Genomic DNA, 17,795 nt, shown 5'->3' on the forward strand with positions numbered 1-17,795 from the left:
CAACCAAAAAACCGTAGGAGCGAGGCTTGCCCGCGAAGGCGTAATTTGATTTAACCCCGACCTTCCTGAGGGAATGTCTGTAGTTCGCTGTCCTGATTTATGAAGGAAAATTCTCTAAAAAAAGCACGACAAATCTGAGTTTCCTGTCCCTTCGTCAACACCCCTTGCCGCTCATGCAGAATCGCCCGCCTTCACTCTGCAGAGACACATCGGATGTTCGCTCTTGCTAATCAACCGCGCTTTACGTTGACCGTCGACGGTGACCAGCATGACCTCAAGGTGCTTGAGTTCACCGGCAAGGAAGCCATCAGCCAGCCTTACCGCTTTGATCTGGAACTGGTCAGTGAACGGCCGGACATCGAGCTCGAAAGCCTTCTGCACCGTCAGGCATTTCTGAGTTTCGATACACACGGCAGCGGTATACACGGTCAGATTTTTCGAGTTGGCCAGGGCGATTCCGGTAAGCGCCTGACGCGCTATCAAGTCAGCCTGGTTCCGCGTTTGACCTACCTCGACCAGCGCATCAATCAGCGGATTTTCCAGCACAAAAGCGTGCCGGTGATCATTGCGCAAATCCTTGAAGATCATGGCATCCAGCGCGATGCGTTCGCCTTTCAGCTCGGCAGCGATTACCCCGATCGCGAGTACTGCGTGCAATACGCGGAAAGCGATCTGGCGTTCATCCAGCGCTTGTGCGCCGAGATCGGCATTCACTACCACTTTCAGCACAGCCCTGACGGGCATTTGCTGGTGTTTGGTGACGACCAGACGGTTTTCCCGCTGATCGACAAACCGACACTTTTCTCGCCTGACACCGGAATGGCGGCCGACGCGCCTGCGATCAATCGTTTCAACGTGCGGCTGGAAACCCGCACCACTTCGGTAGCCCGTCGCGACTACGACTTCCACAAACCCGGGCTGCAACTTGAAAGCCGAAGCGACAACGGGCAACTGCCGACGCTTGAGGATTATCACTTTCCTGGCCAGTTCATGGATCGCGAATCCGGCAGGGCGCAGGCTCAACGAACACTGGAGCGCCACAACGCCGACTACCGTCAGGCTGAAGGCCGCAGCGATGAGCCCGCTCTGGTGACAGGTCACTTCCTGGCGTTGTCTGAGCATCCACGCCAGGCCTGGAATGACCTGTGGCTGATCACCCAAATCGAACACCATGGCCGTCAGCCGCAAGTGCTCGAAGAGTCAGTCAGCAGCGACTGGGCGGATGATTTCCAGGGCTATCGCAATACCTTTCTGGCGACACCGTGGGATGTTTCGTTTCGCCCGCCCCTGATCGGGAAACCCTTTTTCACCGGTTACCAGACCGCCGTAGTCACTGGCCCCACCGACAGTGAAATCCACTGCGACGAGTACGGCCGCGTCAAGGTTCAGCTCGCCTGGGATCGTGACGCAAAGCGCAATGAACATTCCAGTTGTTGGCTGCGCGTCGCCACCGGCTGGGCGCATGAGGGCTACGGCATCGCACTGATTCCTCGGGTCGGCATGGAAGTGTTGGTGGGGTTCCTCGATGCCGACGTCGATAAGCCGATGGTCATGGGCTGCGTGCCCAATGGCGCCAACTCGATACCGCTGAATCTGCCCGCCGACAAAACCCGCAGCATTTTCCGCAGCCAAAGTAGTCCCGGTGGCGGTGGTTACAGCGAATTACGCATCGAGGATCGCAAAGGCGCCGAGGAAATCTACCTGCGGGCCCAGCGAAACTGGACTCAACACGTGTTGAACGACCTGCACGTCCAGGTCGGAAATCAGCGCAGTGCGGTGATTGGTGCCAACGATAACCTGCACGTTCACGGTGACCGCTCCATCACCGTCAGCAACCAGACCCTCAAAGTGAGCGGGCAATTTCATGCCAGCGCCGGCCAGCAAATTGTCATCGACGGTGGCGCAAACGCGACCATTCAGGCGGGCGGCCACTGGATCAACATCGGCCCCGCCGGGATCTTCAGCAGCGTTCCGATTGAACTGGGCGGTGCGCCGATGCCGGCCATGGGCGCCGCGACCACTCAACAAACACTTCTGGCACTCAGCGCAGCACAGATTCTGACCCTGAAAAGCGACGCCCCATTCTGCGAAGAATGTGAACGCTGCAAGGGTGGTGTCTGTGCAGCCTGAGAGCTTGTCACCCCTCACTTGGTTGGAGCGCCAACCACTCGAGCCTTCCGAGCAGTTGTTCGCTGTGTTCGGCAATGCAAGCTCCGCCGAACCGTTCAAAGCCTGGCAGAGATCAAGTCCGTTGCATGCTCCGAGCCCGATCTGGGCCGACACCGCTTATGCCGAGTGGGAACCGGTCATGCCCTATGTCGGAATCGTCGCTGCTGACAGTGAGTTTCTGGACTGGGTCGCCACTACCGAGTCTCGCGATTGGGGTTGGCTGGCAGTTTCCTCTTCGCCTCAAGACGTGTTGATCGAACATCTGCGCAGCCTCACGCAAGTGTTTTTGCCCAATGGCAACGCGGTGTTTTTCCGCTTTTGGGACGGGCGTTATTTATTGCCGATTCTTCAGTCGGCCGAAGTCGATGTCACTCAACTGCTGCCGGTCGTGGGGCGGTGCCTGATCAATGGTCGGCCGCTCGACATCGGTGGAACTGCACTGAAAACCGCCAGGGTTTTTCCATGGTGGGAAATCTCCACAACGCTGTTGAAGCAACTTTGCGAACACTCAAACACCACTCGGCTGAACAACTTGCTCACTTGGCTGAGCGAGGACCGCCCTGATCTTTTCGAGGCGTTTTCCGAAAGCGTTTTGCGGCACAAAGTCGCGATCTTTCTGGAAGAGCCGGGCCTGCCGCCAGCCCCGAAATCAGCCTTGGTGGATTACCTGTCGATGGAGCTGGACTGATGGATCAGATCGTACGGATCGAGCAGGAGCTCGACGGTTTCAAGGACACGCTGAGTGTGTATCGCCAGCAACTCAAGGGCTTTTTAAGTCGTAACGCCGACAAGGTCAGCCGGGCAATGGACCTGCCCTCGCTGATGGACATGGACCGGCAGATCAAACTGGGCAATACCACTACGTCGGTGAGCCGCAGTGATGACGACTTTTTCTCCAGTGTTGCGCAGTGTCCGCTAAACGGAATTCTGCAGATCGAGAGCAAGTTCGAATCGGTTTATGACGTTCCGCTGGGGAACATTGATGTTGATGTGATTGCCGTTGATGGCGGCGAAAAAACCACTGTCACGCTTGATGAAAACGGCAAGGGACAATTCAGGGGCGTTGCCGGGAAGTTCTACCGCGTGCATGTCCACAGCGCGGTGACTTCGGATCAGGTTGATGAGCTTTTCAAGTCTTATGACGGCCTGACCGGGCAGTTGGAAGACTGGCTGCGCACTGAGTGGCAAGGCTTTAAGCCGCAGTGGTCGCAGTCGGCGTTTGCCGCCGCGGGTAACGGCATGCTGGCGGGAAGTTGGGCGGCGGTCATTGGTGTGTGGGACAGCATCAGCCTGCTCTCGGACATTCTCCAGGATCCCGGCAAGTTCGTTGAGCGGTTGGGTAGCAGTGCGGATGAACTGGCCACGCTCGCCAAAACCGCTCCGGACGTCATGGCCAAGGTCCAACTGCTGGCCAGTGACGAAGCGGCGCTGTGTTTGTTGTTGCGAACCGCCAGCCTCTGGCTGGAGATGTTGCCGCCCAGCGAGATCGCTGGAAAAACCGCCGAAGCACTGTCGACGGTGGTGGTTCAGTTGCTCATCGACATTCTAATTGGCGTGGTCCTGACCTTCGCCGGTGCGGGGGCGGGCATCGCCTACCTGAGTATGCGTCTCGCCAGCTACGGCGCCCGTATCGTCAGCGCCGTGCAGGGTTTCGTCAAAGCGATTTTCACCCTCATCAACAACTTCATGACCTACGTCGACCAGTACAAAAAGGTCGCCGCACGGGGCGTGGCAGCGGGTGTGAAAAAAGGCGGATTGCACCTGCGTTGGGACGCCAGACGCAATACCACGCTCAAACAAAACGAACACCACGACGACGCTTCGAGGCAGGCCACAAATCCCAACGGCGACAGCGCTGATGCCGCCGATAAAACCGCCACCAACAAATGCCCGGTGTCGATGGTCACCGGTGAAGAACTGCTGACCCTCACCGACGGTTCCTTGAATGGAATCCTGCCGTTCGACTTCACGCGCCTCTATCGCACCAGCGCCGTCGAGATTGATTGCGGCCTCGGTTTTGGCTGGAGTCACAGCCTTGCGCACCGACTGGAAATCGATGGCGATGGCGTCATCTGGATCGACCACGAAAACCGTCGCACCGCCTTTCCGCTGCCTGACAATGAGCGCCCGGCGATCCACAACAGCCTCTCGCGTGCAGCGATTTACCTGGGCGATGCCCCGGAAGAACTGATCCTCGCCCAGGCCGGCGACGACACGCGTTTCTATCATTTCATCAACGGTCGATTGGCTGCGATCAGCGACGGTTACGACAACCGGCTGCGCATCACTCACGACCGCCGCGAGCGTATCCAGCGCCTCGACAACGGTGCCGGCCGCGCCTTGTTGTTGCGCTATGACCCGCACCATTTGATTGCCGTCGACTATCAGCGTTTTGTCCCGGCAGACACGTCGGATGAAGCCTGGAAAACCGAACAGACGCTGGTCAGTTATCGCTACGACGAGCGCGCTCGACTGATCGAAGCGACCAACGCCGCCGGGGAAAGCGAGCGTTACGACTACGACGACCAGCACGTCATCCAGCAGCGGCAACTGGCCGGTGGGGCGAGTTTCTTCTGGGGGTGGGAAAGGTCCGGCAAGGCTGCGCGATGCGTCCGGCATTGGGCGTCGTTTGCGCAGATGGAAGCTCGTTATGTCTGGGATGACGAGGGCAGTGTCACCGTCCACAACATCGACGGCAGCGAAGAGGTTTACCAGCATGACGACCGGGCGCGACTGGTGCGCAAGGTCGAGCTGGATGGCGGCGAACACCTCAAGGCCTACGACGATAAAGGTCGATTGATTGCCGAACAGGATCCGCTCGGCGCCGTCACCGAATACCACTACGACGAAGTCGGACGCTTGGTGGCGCTGATTCCGTCAGAAGACGAGCCCACGTCCTACGAGTATCGCAACGGTTTCCTGCATGCCCGGTATCGCGGCAAAGCGGTCTGGAAATATCAGCGCAATGCTCAGGGCGACATCACCGAAGAGACTGATCCCGACGACCAGATCACCCACTATCACTACGATGAAAAAGGACAGTTGCTGTCGATCCGTTACCCGGATAGCAGTCGCCATCTCTTCGTCCGCAATGCTTTGGGGCAACTGGTTGAAGAAACTTTGCCGGACGGTGGGCTGCGGCGGTTTTCCTACGACGCGCTGGGTCGACGGATTACCGATCAGGATGAACACGGATCGCTCACTCACTACGGGTGGGACGCCGTTGGGCGACTGGTTCAGACGACACTTCCTACGGGGACTACGCGCGCCTTCAGCTACAACGCCTACGGAAAAATCACCGCCGAACGCGACGAGCTTGGCCTCGTTACCCGCTACGAATACGTCGATGGTTTGCATTTGGTCAGCCGCCGGATCAATCCCGACGGCACGCAGCTCAGCTATCGCTACGACAACGCGCAGCTGCTGCTCACAGAAATCGAAAACGAATCCGGCGAACAATATCGCCTGGACTACACGCCTGGCGGATTGATCCGGCAAGAAACCGGATTCGATGGCCAGCGCACGGCGTACACCTATGACCTCAATGGAAACCTGCTGGAAAAAACCGAGTTCGGCGAAGACGGCTCGCAGCGGGTTACCGCTTATGAGCGAGATTCGGCAGGGCGGTTGCTGGTCAAAACGCTGCCCGACGACATCAAGGTCAAATACCGCTACGACAACCTCGGCCGACTGATCAGCGTCGACGACGGTCACGATCATCCGCTGGAATTCGAGTACGACCGACAAGACCGTTTGATCACCGAGCACCAAGGCTGGGGCACCTTGCGCTACGGCTACGACACCTGTGGCCAACTCAACCGCATGCGCCTGCCGGACGGCAGCAAGCTCGATTACCACCACGCCAAGGGCGGCGCGCTGACCGCCATCGACCTCAACGGAGCGCCGCTCACCGCCCACCAATTCACGTTTGGCCGCGAACAGCAGCGCCAACAAGGCCAGCTCACCAGCCGCTACCACTACGACGAACAGGGCCGCCTGCAAGCACACGCGATCAATCAACAAACCCGGCCGTTGTACCTGCGCCACTACACCTACGCGGTCAACGGCAACCTGGCGACCGTCGCCGACAGCCGTCATGGCCAGCGCAGTTATTACTACGACGCCCTCAACCGCCTGACCCGCGTGCGCCACACCCGCGACGACCCACCGGAAAGCTTCGCCCACGACCCGGCCGGCAACCTGCTGATGCAAAACCGCCCCGGTGTGGCTGCCGTAAAAGGCAATCGCCTGCTCATGCAAGGCGACCGGCATTACGACTACGACGCCTTCGGCAACCTCATCCGCGAACGTCGCGGCACCGGGCAAAAACTCGTCACCGAATATGCCTACGACTGCCAGCATCGCTTGGTCAGCGTCACGACCCCGGACGGACGTTGCGCGAGTTACCGCTACGACGCCTTCGGCCGCCGCATTGCCAAAACCGTTGAGGGGAAAACCACCGAATTCTTCTGGCAGGGCGACAACCTCGTCGCTGAAAGCAGTCGCGAACACTACCGCAGCTATGTTTACGAACCGGGCACCTTCCGCCCGCTGGCCATGCTCGACGGCAAAGGCCCGCGCAAGGCTTGCCCGTTTTACTACCAACTCGATCACCTAGGTACGCCGCAGGAACTGACCGATTTTGGTGGCGAGATTGTCTGGTCGGCGAAGTACAACGCCTACGGAAAAGTTACGCGATTAGCGTTCGGCGGGGGCGAGCAACTTGAGCAGCCGCTGCGGTTTCAAGGGCAGTACTTCGATGCCGAGAGCGGCCTGCATTACAACCGGCATCGGTACTATGATCCGGAGGTGGGGCGGTACCTGACGCCGGATCCGGTCAAGTTGGCGGGCGGGCTGAACGGGTATCGGTACGCGCTGAATCCGACGGGGTGGGTTGATCCGTTGGGGTTGGCTTGTACCGCTTGTCCTGGCGATTTGGATGTTGATGGGCCGTACAGCGAAATTGTTCCGGGTGGGGGGTTGGCGGCACACGAGGCGCGCGGTGGGCATCTCATTGCGAAACATATTGATAGGACCGAAGCACAATTGCGGGACAGGCTCAGGGCTGAGCCGCATATACCCATTGCTTCGACGTTTCCTAGCAGGGCTGCCGCAGAGGCCACTGTCTCAAATGTCATGGGGGGGAATAAAAAGGTAATTGATGATTTTATGAAAGGTAATGCACGGAAGCTCGTGATTACACAACCAATACCTGCGCAGGCAGGTGTTGGGGTTGTTCGGCGCAGTGGGGCGCTGGAGCCATTGACGGTTGTAAAATTAATACTTCAGAAAGCGAGAAATTCGCCGTCTGGCTACATAATATTAACGGGGTATGCAAGTGACCGATAATTCGTATTCGCAGCTTTTTCAATTTTTGGGTGCCTACTTTAACGAGGACTGGATGTGCGAATCCGAATTGGCGGATGATATTGTCCGATCTTTCGTAAATGATTCAACAGCAGAGACGATTGCAGAGGTAAAGCGGGAAATCACAATGTTGTTAGAAATGCATATGGTTGAGCCTGAGCTAAGAGAGTTTCTGCTAAAAAACATGTCTTGTTGTTACTGTTACTGGCACGAATGGGCGTCAGGGGAGGCATGGTTAAATCATGTTGTTAATGTTTTTGGTGAGTGAGATGAGTTTGGTTTTCAATTTAGAAATTTATCTTGATTAATAGATATGGTCGTACACTGTTCCGAGTTGCACGATTTTTTTGGCGCGTACTTTCATCAGGATTGGACGGTCGAGCACGGGGCGGCTGAGCAAGTTATAGATGCTTTTATAGCTGACACTGACCCCGGGGATTTAATGTTGGTCCGGGAAGATCTCAATTTTCTGCTTGATCAGCGGAAGGACGAAGTGGAGTTAAGGGATTATCTATTGAAAGAGCTGAGCTGTTACTACTGCTACTGGAACGTATGGGGATCTGGCGAATTATGGTTGCGTCATATTGCTAGCAAATTTGATAACAAAACTGATAAAAATTAAAATTTGTTCCGTTTTGGGCGCCAGTCTTGAAGATCAATCAACCTGGTAAGGCCCGCTATCTCTTAGGCAGATAGATTTTATGACCGCTTCGCGCTCAATTCGCGGGCAAGCCTCGCTCCTACAGTATTGGAGTCGTTCCGATTTTAGGCTGCGTGCCTCGATTCTGTAGGAGCGAGGCTTGCCCGCGAATGCGGTCTTACAGGCTGCGAAATTTCTGTAGCAGCAAAGGGGACGGACATATTTTTGCTGCTAGCTTCGAAGGTGTTTTTGCTAGTAATAAGAGTAGAAAATAAATCCGTTCACTTTTTGCGCCCGCTGGTCTGGCTTGGTTGGAACATGTTTTCGGTATGCTTTAGCTATAGAGCGGATCCGCTTAGCTGTGCGCGTGGGTTAATGGTCGTTGATAATCTTAGAGGAGGGGATTGTGTTGGATTATTGTTTATATATGTTAAATGGTATTTGAGTTTTCAGCGTTATTGAAGTTTCGTTCGGTGAGATAGATATTTGTTTTGGAGGTGAGGCATTTGAAAAAAATAGTGATTATGTTGATTGGCAAGTTTATGAAAATTAGTGTTTTTAGTAAATGGAAAGAAAGGATGGCTGTGGTGCGAGGTCCTAGAAATGGTGGGGCGAAAAGTTTGGTCTCCGCTGCTGAGCAGAAAACCATTGCTGGCGAGCTTCATGGTGAAAGCAAGAAATGGAGAGCCGTTCCCAGTTCAAAATTTTTAAGCTATGAAGCGCAGTTAAATGCATACAATGAGGCGATTACAAGGGAGGCCAGAAATATGTCACGTTTTACCGGGGAGGATAGTAAAGGGAACTTGGTAGTGCGAATGGAAGCTGAAAATATAGGGCGTGGATATGAGCCTAATGCTTTAGATCCGGCCAATCCGCGTTACATTCCGAAGATGAATGCATTTGAGATGAAATTCGATTTTGAGACGTTGCAGCCTATAGCGCTTTACCCGATAGAGAAAGTTTAAATGTTGATGCATCCTTTTCTTGATATTCCATATAATCCAAACTTAGGGCACTTTCTTGGTGGGTTCGATATATATGATCGCGAGGAGAGTCTTGGGGTTGAGTTGTCGGAGTACGATCCTGGCTGTCCTTCAGATAGAGAGTTTTTAATATCTCGGTTTGTAGTGAAGCGCTTCGCTGGATTGAGCTATCGACATAAGTTTGTTTTGTTTTTTATGTTGGGAGAGGCTCTTGATGGAGATTCGAAAGTTTTTGCTGAGGTATTTGAGCATGATCCGATATCGCCTTCATTACTTCCTCCTGGCTGGGATGAAATGAAAGATCCCAAGGCGTTTTTTGAAGATGTTTACGTTAAATTATCCGAAGCTTGGGTCGAAGATTTGTACAAGGCGAGTCAGGAGGACTTTTCAACCTGGTGAAAGGCTATTCCTGTAGCGAGAGGTGCAAAATTTCGCAGTGTTTGTTCCGGCCTTTTCGCGGGCAAGCCTCGCTCCTACAGGATTGGGGTTGTTCCCATTTTTGGCGGTGTGCCTCGATTCTGTAGGAGCGAGGCTTGCCCGCGAAGGCGGTCTTACAGGCTGCGAAATTTCTGGGCAAGGTCGTCGGAAGTTTCCTTCAAGTTGTAGCGGTTTGCATGAACTGGTGGGAAGTGCATTCCATCGATAGTCTCTGGTGGTCACTGAAAATTCAGTGGCAGGGTGTAGGAACCCTTCAAGACTAGAGAGGACGCTTTGGCGTCGATACCTGTATTTGCGGCCGGCAACGTGCGTCCGTAAGATCAGTTACGGCGGCTCTGCGCGGGCATGCTTCGGCGTGGTCGAGTTCTCTGGTCTCGATATTCCTACCCCGCGTATAGCTGCCACCCAAGCCTGTAGGAAGGCCGATGGTAGCTTCCCTTCTTACCAGAGGTTTAAAAATGACTAATCTTCACCCCGATCCACCCTACGAAAAACCAACTCCTCCACCCAAAAGCCGTTTCATGGCTCTGACCAGTAACTGCGACGACATGCCCACCTTGTTCGTCGATACCCTCGCACCACTCGACGTTTTATACGACGCGGCCAGCTATCGAATCCGCGCAGTCACCCAAGTAATGGAAAACCTGTCGATGCGTGGCTCTATCGAGTGCCAGTCCTTCATCCTCAGTGACTTTGCCTTGCTCTGCGCCATTCCGTTGCGGGACGGGTGTGATGTGCTGGACGTGTTGGGGCGGCGGTTGAAGGCGCTGTCGTAGCATCGGTAAAGGGGGGATCCTTCCGGCTTAATTGTGGGAAGGATCGTCCGGATGATTTTTTGATGACCTACTTTGGCAGGTACTGATCCTGAGATTTGACGAATGCGTTGAATTCCACGGAGTTGTAAACCTCTAGACAACCATAAAAAACCATTTTTTTATCGGAGTGCTTGCTGACGGGTGAGGTCCTTGCGTAGGCATTACGCATGTATTTCTCGGTTTCTGCGTAGGGGTCATGCGTGACCTCGAGGGTGTCCTCGTTTTGAACGATCAGATGCTGACCTTTTCCCATCGACGAGTAGGCGCCAATCGCGAGTCCTATATCAGATTTGATTTCTGACTCGTCCTTGAATTGGCCGGAAATACAGTTGGCCAACCCATAATTTTTAAGCGTTTCTCGAGCCTTATCGATACTGATTTCAGCAGATATGGCTCGCCCTGAAACCAATAGTAGTGCCAGCACAATTAACTGCGAGCGTGTCATCCTTTCAACTCCCAAAAGTTTATTTTTTCCAGCTTTACCCTCGGATTGTCATAGGTGTGGCTGTCTTGCCTATGGTAGTCACTGTCGTCACCGGTCACGCTCCCGTTCCAAAGGGTAGCGTGGCCTGATGCGTCGCTCCATCCGGTGATCTCCATGACAATGACGCCTTTTTTGCCATTTATAAAATTTGAATTACTTTGCGTCAAAATATGGTCGGGTTCGCCCCAGTTATGTCTAAGAAAAGCGAGGAAATCGACCACCTTCATGATGTAGGGGAGTTGGTCCGCTCCACTCAATCGATAGATGGGCTGGTTTTTTATGATCGTGCCTTTGGGGATTTTGTATCCGCCATAGTTAAAGGCTCTGCTTATCCTCAAGGCGCAGGCATTCGCATAAGCATCAGGCTTTTCCACTCTTGCCGCTTCGACTCCGCCGCCGACAAGTCCATAAACCTCCAGTGAGCCTTTATGACCCACTTCTGCATATGCGTTCCATAAAGTGCTGAAACGAGGCCGTTTAACCGAAATGTTGGAAGACACCCCGCCGGAACTGATGACAACTTGAGCCATTATGCTTCCCCTTCCATGTCAATAATTTCGCTTCCAAATGCGTTTGGAATGATGGCTATGCCTTTGGCTCCGACTATCCCGGTCAACGCTTTTTCGGTGGGGCCGCTAATGTTGACGGTAACCGTCTCGCCGGGAAAATAACCCGAGGTTTTTACATGAATATTCAAGTCGGTGTAAAACCGGGAAACTGACTCAACAGGCACCTGCGCATCGCCATAGGACAAGGAAATATCAGTGATGGTCTTGGGACGATTGAGCGCGGCAGTGATGCCTGAAAAATCTGCTTTGTTGTGTTCGGCTCCTCCATATACAGATGACTGAGCGAACATCACCTTGTTGGATTGTGGAGGGCAGCCGCAGGCAACGTAATCACCTTCCAGGGCAACCAATCCGGCCGGTAACGTAATGGTTCTGGGCCCGACCGCGACGATAGGGCCTTTTCCTTTGCTGCAGGCTGGGCAACTTGCCAAGTGTCCAATGGACGAGGTGCTTACGGCGCTATCGATGTTGATACCGACATTCCCTTCCAGTACCGAGCCGCCGGTTGAGGTGGGCGCACCGATACCAATCATTTTCCGTCCCATGTAAATCTCCATTTTAGGGGTATCAGGCCGGTCCGATCTTCGCATTCATGTGTAAGCGCCACGATGGCAGGTCTTCGGCAATATGTGACTTGATGTTGCTCGCCACATGAGCAAGATCAAAAAATCGCAGCCGTCGGCGGTTTCGACGGGGGGACGTGGTTGCGATTGAAGGAGCGAATGCCCGCTCAGCCGCGAAGCCCTGACGTTCGCCTCGGTACAAGGTAAACTTCCCGGCCTTCGCAGGAGCAATCATGAATTATCGTCACGCCTTCCATGCCGGCAATCACGCCGATGTGTTCAAACACCTGACCTTGACCCGCCTCATCGCCCTGATGTCGCGCAAGGAGCAGTCGTTTGCCTATCTCGACACTCACGCCGGCATTGGTCTGTATGACCTGCAAGGCGATCAGGCGAGCCGTACCGGTGAGTACCTGGAAGGCATCGCACGGTTGTGGGATCAGCCGGATCTGCCGGAACTGACCGCCGATTACATGAAGGTGTTGCACGACATGAACCCGGATGGCCAGTTGCGCTATTACCCAGGTTCGCCGGAGCTTGCGCGCCGTCTGACGCGGCCGCAGGATCGGGTGATGCTCAACGAGAAGCACCCCGAAGACGGTGTGTTGCTCAAGGACAACATGGCCGGCGACCGTCGCGTGAAGGTTCACTTGGGCGAAGGCTGGCATGTGCCGCGTGCGATGTTGCCGGTGCAGGAGAAGCGGGCGGTGATGTTGATTGATCCGCCGTTTGAACAGCTCGATGAGATGCAGCGTTGTGCGGCGTCGCTGAAAGAAGCGATTGGCCGGATGCGCCAAACCGTGGCAGCGATCTGGTACCCGGTGAAGGACCAGCGCATGTTGCGTCGTTTTTATCAGGATCTGGCCGGCACGGGCGCGCCGAAGTTGTTGCGGGTGGAGTTGCTGGTGCATCCGCTGGACACGCCGAACAGTCTGAACGGTTCCGGGTTGGCGATCGCGAACCCGCCGTGGGGGCTGGAAGAGGAGTTGCGTGAGCTGCTGCCGTGGTTGTCCAAGAAGTTGGGACAAACCCAGGGTGGGTGGCAGATGGATTGGTTGATCGCCGAGTAACCACGGTAATCCCAAACCCTGTAGGAGCCGGCTTGCCGGCGATGGCGGCCGGGAGATCTGCGCTGGATTTTCCGCCGCTATCGCCGGCAAGCCGGCTCCTACAATTGGATCTGTGTCAGATCGGATTGGGTGGGTAACGCCAATCAGTTGTGTGCCGAGCTCAATATTGTGTCTGACACGAAACCTATAGGAGCCGGCTTGCCGGCGATGGCGGCCGAGAGATCTTCGCTGGATTTTCCGCCGTCATCGCCAGCAAGCCGGCTCCTACAATTGGATCTGCGTCGGATCGGATTGGGTGGGTGACGCTGGTCCTGCCAATCAGTCGTGTGTCGAGCGCAATCTCGTGGCTGACATATAACCTGTAGGAGCCGGCTTGCTGGCGATGGCGGCCGAGAGATTCGCGCTGGATTTTCCGACGCTATCGCCAGCAAGCTGGCTCCTACAATTGACTCTGCGTCAGGTCAGATTGGGCAGGTGACGCCGGTGCCGCCAATCCCGCAGTAGCCTTCAGGGTTCTTGGCCAGGTACTGCTGGTGATAGGCTTCGGCGAAGTAGAACGTCGGCGCTTCTTCGATTTCGGTGGTGATGGTGCCTTTACCCGCCTTGGTCAGTTCGGCCTGGAACACTTTTTCGCTGTTCTTGGCCGCTTCCAGTTGCGTCGGGTTCGTGGCGTAGACCACCGAGCGGTACTGAGTGCCGATGTCGTTGCCCTGGCGCATACCCTGGGTCGGGTTGTGCAGTTCCCAGAACATTTTCAGCAGTTCTTCATAGCTGACTTTCGCCGGCTCGTAGACCACCAGCACCACTTCGCTGTGGCCAGTCAGGCCCGAGCAGACTTCTTCATACGTCGGGTTCGGCGTGAAGCCACCGGCGTAACCCACCGCTGTACTCACCACGCCTTCGCGCTGCCAGAACTTGCGCTCCGCACCCCAGAAGCAACCCAGGCCGAAGATCGCAAAATCCACGTCCATGGCGAACGGGCCCAGCAGCGGGGCGTCGTGGACGAAGTGTTTTTCCGGCACGGTCATCGGGGATTCGCGGCCAGGCAGAGCTTGTTCTTTAGTCGGTAGCACGTTTTTGTTCACCAGAATTTCCGAGCGCAGAACCATGATCAGTCCTCTCAGTCAGGTTGAAATGTAGGTAGTCAGACCGCCAGTTTGCCCAATGCCGCCTGGTTACGCACTACCCAATGTAGGAGTGAGCCTGCTCGCGAAGAGGTCGGCAAATCCAACATCTACGTTGGATGACACACCGCCATCGCCGGCAAGCCGGTCTCGCTCCTACAGGGGGGATTGCGGTGGGGCAGTCAGGCGAGTGGGCCGCGCGGGTAGCGCTTGAGCTTTTCGATCAGCTCGGAGCCCGGAATCGGTCGGTCGAACAGGTAGCCCTGGCCGACGTCGCAGCGGTGGCGGCGCAGGAAAGCCAGCTGTTCGGCCGTCTCGATGCCTTCAGCCACGACCTTGAGTTTCAGGTTGTGGGCCATGGCGATCACCGCGGAGGTGATTTCCATGTCGTCCTGGTTGTCCGGGATTTCGTGAATGAAGCTTCGATCAATCTTAATGATGTCGATGGGGAATTTTTTCAAGTAACTCAGCGACGAGTAGCCGGTGCCGAAGTCGTCCATGGCCAGGGTCAGGCCCAGGCGCTTGAGCTGGTCGAGCTGCAAGTGGGTGTCTTCGGTGGCTTCCAGCAGCAGGCCTTCGGTCAGTTCCAGCTCCAGCAGGCTTGGTGGCAGCGCTTCTTCCTTGAGGATGTTGGCAATCGAAGACACCAGGTCCGGGTCGGAGAACTGCTTGGGCGACAGGTTGATCGCCACTTGCAGATTGCCCAGGCCGGCGGCCGTCAGGTCTTTGCTCATGCGGCAGGCCTGACGGGCGATCCATTTGCCGATCGGGATGATCAACCCGGTTTCTTCGGCGACGCTGATGAACTGGTCCGGGCGGATCATGCCTTTTTCCGGATGGTTCCAGCGCAGCAACGCTTCCATGCCCAGCAGGCGACCGCTGCGCAGGCACAGTTTCGGCTGGTAGAACACGTCCAGCTCGTTCTGCGTCAGGGCGCGGCGCAGGTTGTTCTCGACGAACAGTTTGTAACTGGCCTCGGCGTTCAGCGCTTCGGTGAACACCTGAACCTGATGCTTGCCGTTGGCCTTGGCCTTGTGCAGCGCGAGCCCGGCGTTACGCATCAGGGTTTGCGGGTCGCGGCCGTGCAGCGGCGCGCAGGCCAGGCCCACGGAGCCGGTGACGCTGATCAGCTGGTTGTCGACGAACATCGGTTTGTCGAGGGTCGCCAGCAGTTGGTTGGCGACTTGCTGGCCCATCGCGAGGTCGGTGTTGTCCAGCAGCACGGCGAATTCGTTACTGGCAAAACGCGCCAGGCTGCCGCTCGGGATCAGGCTGTTGCGCAGGCGTCGGGCCAGGCTGATCAGCAGTTTGTCGCCGGTCTGGTGGCCGAGGCTGTCGTTGATCCGCTTGAAGTTGTCGATGTCCACCAGCAGCAGACTGATCGGGGTATCGCTGTCTCGGGCGAAGCGCTCATCGAGATTACGGATGAACGCCGGGCGGTTACCGAGGTTGGTCAGGTTGTCGGTGTAGGCCAGGCGCTCGATGCGCTGCTGGGCGAGTTTGGTCTGGGTGATGTCTTCGTAGATGCCGATGTAGTGCGTCAGCTCGCGGTTGTCGCCGTACACCTTGGAAATCGACAACTGGCCCCAGTAGGGTTCGAGGTTTTTGCGGCGGCTCTTGAATTCACCCTGCCAACTGTTGCTCTTGGCCAGCGCCGAGGGCGCGTCGAACAGCAGTTCACTGAGGTTTTCCAGGGCCGGCAGTTCCGACAGTCGCTGGCCGTGGACTTCTTCGGTGGAGTACTGGGTGATCGCGGTGAAACTCGGGTTGACGTATTCCACCACGCCGTCGCAATTGACCAGCAAAAAGGCGTTGGCACTTTGCTCGACCGCACGCTGGAACAGGTGCAGGGCGCTGGTGGCGGTGCGACGGTTGTGGTTGTTGATGACCTGGGCGAACTGGTCGGCCAGCTCGCCGGCGAAGGCGATTTCGTCGGACTGCCAGGCGCGGGTCGCACCGGTCTGCTCCAGACAGAGCACGCCGACCACTTGGCCATCGACACGAATGCTGGCGTCGAGCATCGCGTTTACATCACGCGGGCGCAGGCTTTCGGCCATTTCCCGGGTGCGCGGATCGCGAATCGCATTGTGGGCATCGATTGCACGGCTGCCGTGCAGCGCGTCCATGTAATCGGGGAAGCCGCTGATGTCGATCGGCTCCGGTAGAGCGTATTCCTGGGTGGCGCGGTGATACGCCGAGATCGGCACCAACATCGAACCGTCGAGGTTCCACAGGCTGGCGCAGTCGATTTCGTAGATGTCACAGGCGCTGCGGGTGATCAGCTCGGCGGCTTCTTGCAGGGAGTTGCCGGTGCTGTAGCGCTGGCGGGTCAGCAGCAGGATCAAGTCTTGCTGGGCGCGCACGCGGTCCAGGTGCAGGAGCTGCTCCTGTTGGGCGCGCTGATTGAGTTCCAGGGCGATCTGCAAGCGCGAGTTCTGGGTTTCGAGGTCCAGCGCCGGCAGCAGCGGATCGCCTTGGAACATGCCATCGACCACCAGCAGGTAGCCGCGCAGCAGGTGTCGATTGTGTTGTTTGTAGGCTTCGCCCAGTTCCAGCAGGCTCAGGGTGCCTGCGGCGGTGTGCAAGGTGTAGCGGATCAGGTAATGCGGGCTGTCGGTGAGTTGTTGCTGGACCGCGTCATGCAGCTGATAGCGCGCTTCGGGCTCCATCAGGCTGGCATAGGGCGAACCGACCAGCGCACAGAGCTCCACCGCGGGCAGGCCGAACTGTCGCTCGCAATTGGGATCGAGAAACAGCAGCGCCCAGCTGGGTTCATTCAGCCGTTCGAAACGCAGCATGCCGAGCCGCGAGGGCACCGGCAACTGCGTCACTACCTCGGCCACCATACGGCTGGCGGCATCGGGTTGGCTTTTCATGGAGGGTAACTCGCTTCGAATGTGCTGATCGCGCTGGGCTCTCGCCCTCTTTACTGTTGCCTGCGGCAAGGTTGCATCATTGCGACACCGACTGACAAGAGACATGAAGGCCAAGTGCTATAAGAATATGTCGGCCGGCGTGAACATTTCTTCAGTAATGGCTGAAAACTAACGTATTTCGCTGGAAAAAGCGTTACGGCTGATCGCCAGCAAGCTGGCTCCTACAGGGGGAGGTGGGGTAATTCTCGATCTGCGGGGCGACACCGAACCTGTAGGAGCCTGGCTTGCCAGCGATGGCGGCCTGAAGGGCGGCGCAGAGTTTGAGGTCGCTATCGCCAGCAAGCCGGCTCCTACAGGGGAGGTGGGGTAATTCTCGATCTGCGGGGCGACACCGAACCTGTAGGAGCCTGGCTTGCCAGCGATGGCGGTCTGGAGGGCGGCGCGAAATTTGAGGTCGCTATCGCCAGCAAGCCGGCTCCTACAGGGGGGTTGCGTGATTTCTCGATCTGCGGGGCGACACCGGACCTGTAGGAGCCTGGCTTGCCAGCGATGGCGGTCTGGAGGGCGGCGCGAAATTTGAGGTCGCTATCGCCAGCAAGCCGGCTCCTACAGGGGGGTTGCGTGATTTCTCGATCTGCGGGGCGACACCGGACCTGTAGGAGCCTGGCTTGCCAGCGATGGCGGCCTGAAGGGCGGC

At 56.6% G+C, this 17,795-nt stretch carries 14 protein-coding genes; 9 read left to right on the forward strand and 5 right to left on the reverse strand.

All coding sequences use genetic code 11. The annotated features are described in order from the left end of the window. Positions 1-213: 213 nt before the first annotated feature. From K5R88_RS23505 to K5R88_RS23540, 8 genes are all read left to right on the forward strand, one after another. Entirely contained in the window at positions 214-2,130 is a 1,917-nt protein-coding gene (locus tag K5R88_RS23505) for a type VI secretion system Vgr family protein (RefSeq protein WP_226298457.1), read from the forward strand. Further along, positions 2,120-2,857 (forward strand): DUF4123 domain-containing protein, encoded by a 738-nt coding sequence (locus K5R88_RS23510; protein ID WP_226298458.1) that lies wholly within the window; start codon positions 2,120-2,122, stop codon positions 2,855-2,857. The genes K5R88_RS23505 and K5R88_RS23510 overlap by 11 nt, the downstream gene beginning before the upstream one ends. Beyond that, entirely contained in the window at positions 2,857-7,518 is a 4,662-nt protein-coding gene (locus K5R88_RS23515; RefSeq protein ID WP_226298459.1) for an RHS repeat-associated core domain-containing protein, read from the forward strand. The genes K5R88_RS23510 and K5R88_RS23515 overlap by 1 nt, the downstream gene beginning before the upstream one ends. Beyond that, the gene (locus K5R88_RS23520) at positions 7,508-7,804 is read left to right on the forward strand and encodes a contact-dependent growth inhibition system immunity protein (RefSeq protein WP_207284705.1); all 297 of its coding nucleotides are present in this window, start codon (positions 7,508-7,510) and stop codon (positions 7,802-7,804) included. The genes K5R88_RS23515 and K5R88_RS23520 overlap by 11 nt, the downstream gene beginning before the upstream one ends. 45 nt (positions 7,805-7,849) lie before the next feature. Continuing rightward, positions 7,850-8,158 (forward strand): contact-dependent growth inhibition system immunity protein, encoded by a 309-nt coding sequence (locus K5R88_RS23525; RefSeq protein ID WP_226298460.1) that lies wholly within the window; start codon positions 7,850-7,852, stop codon positions 8,156-8,158. A 524-nt stretch (positions 8,159-8,682) separates the two neighbouring features. Continuing rightward, on the forward strand, positions 8,683-9,141 hold the full coding sequence (locus K5R88_RS23530) for a hypothetical protein (protein WP_226298461.1): 459 nt from the start codon (positions 8,683-8,685) through the stop codon (positions 9,139-9,141). Beyond that, positions 9,142-9,558 (forward strand): hypothetical protein, encoded by a 417-nt coding sequence (locus tag K5R88_RS23535; RefSeq protein ID WP_226298462.1) that lies wholly within the window; start codon positions 9,142-9,144, stop codon positions 9,556-9,558. Positions 9,559-10,055: 497 nt separating this feature from the next. Then, a complete protein-coding gene (locus tag K5R88_RS23540; RefSeq protein WP_226298463.1) occupies positions 10,056-10,373 on the forward strand; it encodes a hypothetical protein in 318 nt (105 codons plus the stop codon). A gap of 67 nt (positions 10,374-10,440) precedes the next feature. Here K5R88_RS23540 and K5R88_RS23545 read toward each other — a convergent pair whose 3' ends face one another. The 3 genes from K5R88_RS23545 to K5R88_RS23555 are packed head-to-tail and all read right to left on the reverse strand — an operon-like array spanning position 10,441 to position 12,010. Further along, a complete protein-coding gene (locus K5R88_RS23545; protein WP_226298464.1) occupies positions 10,441-10,857 on the reverse strand; it encodes a type VI secretion system amidase immunity protein Tai4 in 417 nt (138 codons plus the stop codon). Continuing rightward, positions 10,854-11,426 (reverse strand): type VI secretion system amidase effector protein Tae4, encoded by a 573-nt coding sequence (locus K5R88_RS23550; RefSeq protein WP_008042051.1) that lies wholly within the window; start codon positions 11,424-11,426, stop codon positions 10,854-10,856. Before K5R88_RS23550 ends, K5R88_RS23545 begins: the two co-directional genes overlap by 4 nt. Next, on the reverse strand, positions 11,426-12,010 hold the full coding sequence (locus K5R88_RS23555) for a PAAR domain-containing protein (protein WP_008042052.1): 585 nt from the start codon (positions 12,008-12,010) through the stop codon (positions 11,426-11,428). Before K5R88_RS23555 ends, K5R88_RS23550 begins: the two co-directional genes overlap by 1 nt. A 251-nt stretch (positions 12,011-12,261) precedes the next feature. On the opposite strand from K5R88_RS23555, the gene K5R88_RS23560 reads away from it, so the two are divergent. Then, complete coding sequence (locus K5R88_RS23560) at positions 12,262-13,098, forward strand: 23S rRNA (adenine(2030)-N(6))-methyltransferase RlmJ (RefSeq protein WP_226298465.1); 837 nt, start codon at positions 12,262-12,264, stop codon at positions 13,096-13,098. Positions 13,099-13,559: 461 nt separating this feature from the next. Here the strand turns inward: K5R88_RS23560 and msrA are convergent, their stop codons facing one another. Both msrA and K5R88_RS23570 read right to left on the reverse strand, forming a co-directional pair. Next, positions 13,560-14,207, reverse strand: a complete 648-nt coding sequence (gene msrA, locus K5R88_RS23565; RefSeq protein ID WP_008040336.1) for a peptide-methionine (S)-S-oxide reductase MsrA — start codon at positions 14,205-14,207, stop codon at positions 13,560-13,562. 197 nt (positions 14,208-14,404) lie between these two features. Next, positions 14,405-17,098, reverse strand: a complete 2,694-nt coding sequence (locus tag K5R88_RS23570) for a sensor domain-containing phosphodiesterase (RefSeq protein ID WP_008040338.1) — start codon at positions 17,096-17,098, stop codon at positions 14,405-14,407. Positions 17,099-17,795: the final 697 nt, after the last annotated feature.

It is taken from the genome of Pseudomonas sp. MM213 (genome assembly GCF_020423045.1).
GTDB lineage: Bacteria > Pseudomonadota > Gammaproteobacteria > Pseudomonadales > Pseudomonadaceae > Aquipseudomonas > Aquipseudomonas migulae.

Excerpts from the sequence above, each read along its gene's own strand:
- K5R88_RS23540 (WP_226298463.1), top strand. The coding sequence starts at position 10,056 with ATGACTAATCTTCACCCCGATCCACCCTACGAAAAACCAACTCCTCCA.
- K5R88_RS23515 (WP_226298459.1), top strand. The coding sequence starts at position 2,857 with ATGGATCAGATCGTACGGATCGAGCAGGAGCTCGACGGTTTCAAGGAC.
- K5R88_RS23560 (WP_226298465.1), top strand. The coding sequence starts at position 12,262 with ATGAATTATCGTCACGCCTTCCATGCCGGCAATCACGCCGATGTGTTC.
- K5R88_RS23535 (WP_226298462.1), top strand. The coding sequence starts at position 9,142 with ATGTTGATGCATCCTTTTCTTGATATTCCATATAATCCAAACTTAGGG.
- msrA (WP_008040336.1), bottom strand. The coding sequence starts at position 14,207 with ATGGTTCTGCGCTCGGAAATTCTGGTGAACAAAAACGTGCTACCGACT.
- K5R88_RS23525 (WP_226298460.1), top strand. The coding sequence starts at position 7,850 with ATGGTCGTACACTGTTCCGAGTTGCACGATTTTTTTGGCGCGTACTTT.
- K5R88_RS23505 (WP_226298457.1), top strand. The coding sequence starts at position 214 with ATGTTCGCTCTTGCTAATCAACCGCGCTTTACGTTGACCGTCGACGGT.
- K5R88_RS23545 (WP_226298464.1), bottom strand. The coding sequence starts at position 10,857 with ATGACACGCTCGCAGTTAATTGTGCTGGCACTACTATTGGTTTCAGGG.
- K5R88_RS23570 (WP_008040338.1), bottom strand. The coding sequence starts at position 17,098 with ATGAAAAGCCAACCCGATGCCGCCAGCCGTATGGTGGCCGAGGTAGTG.
- K5R88_RS23550 (WP_008042051.1), bottom strand. The coding sequence starts at position 11,426 with ATGGCTCAAGTTGTCATCAGTTCCGGCGGGGTGTCTTCCAACATTTCG.
- K5R88_RS23555 (WP_008042052.1), bottom strand. The coding sequence starts at position 12,010 with ATGGGACGGAAAATGATTGGTATCGGTGCGCCCACCTCAACCGGCGGC.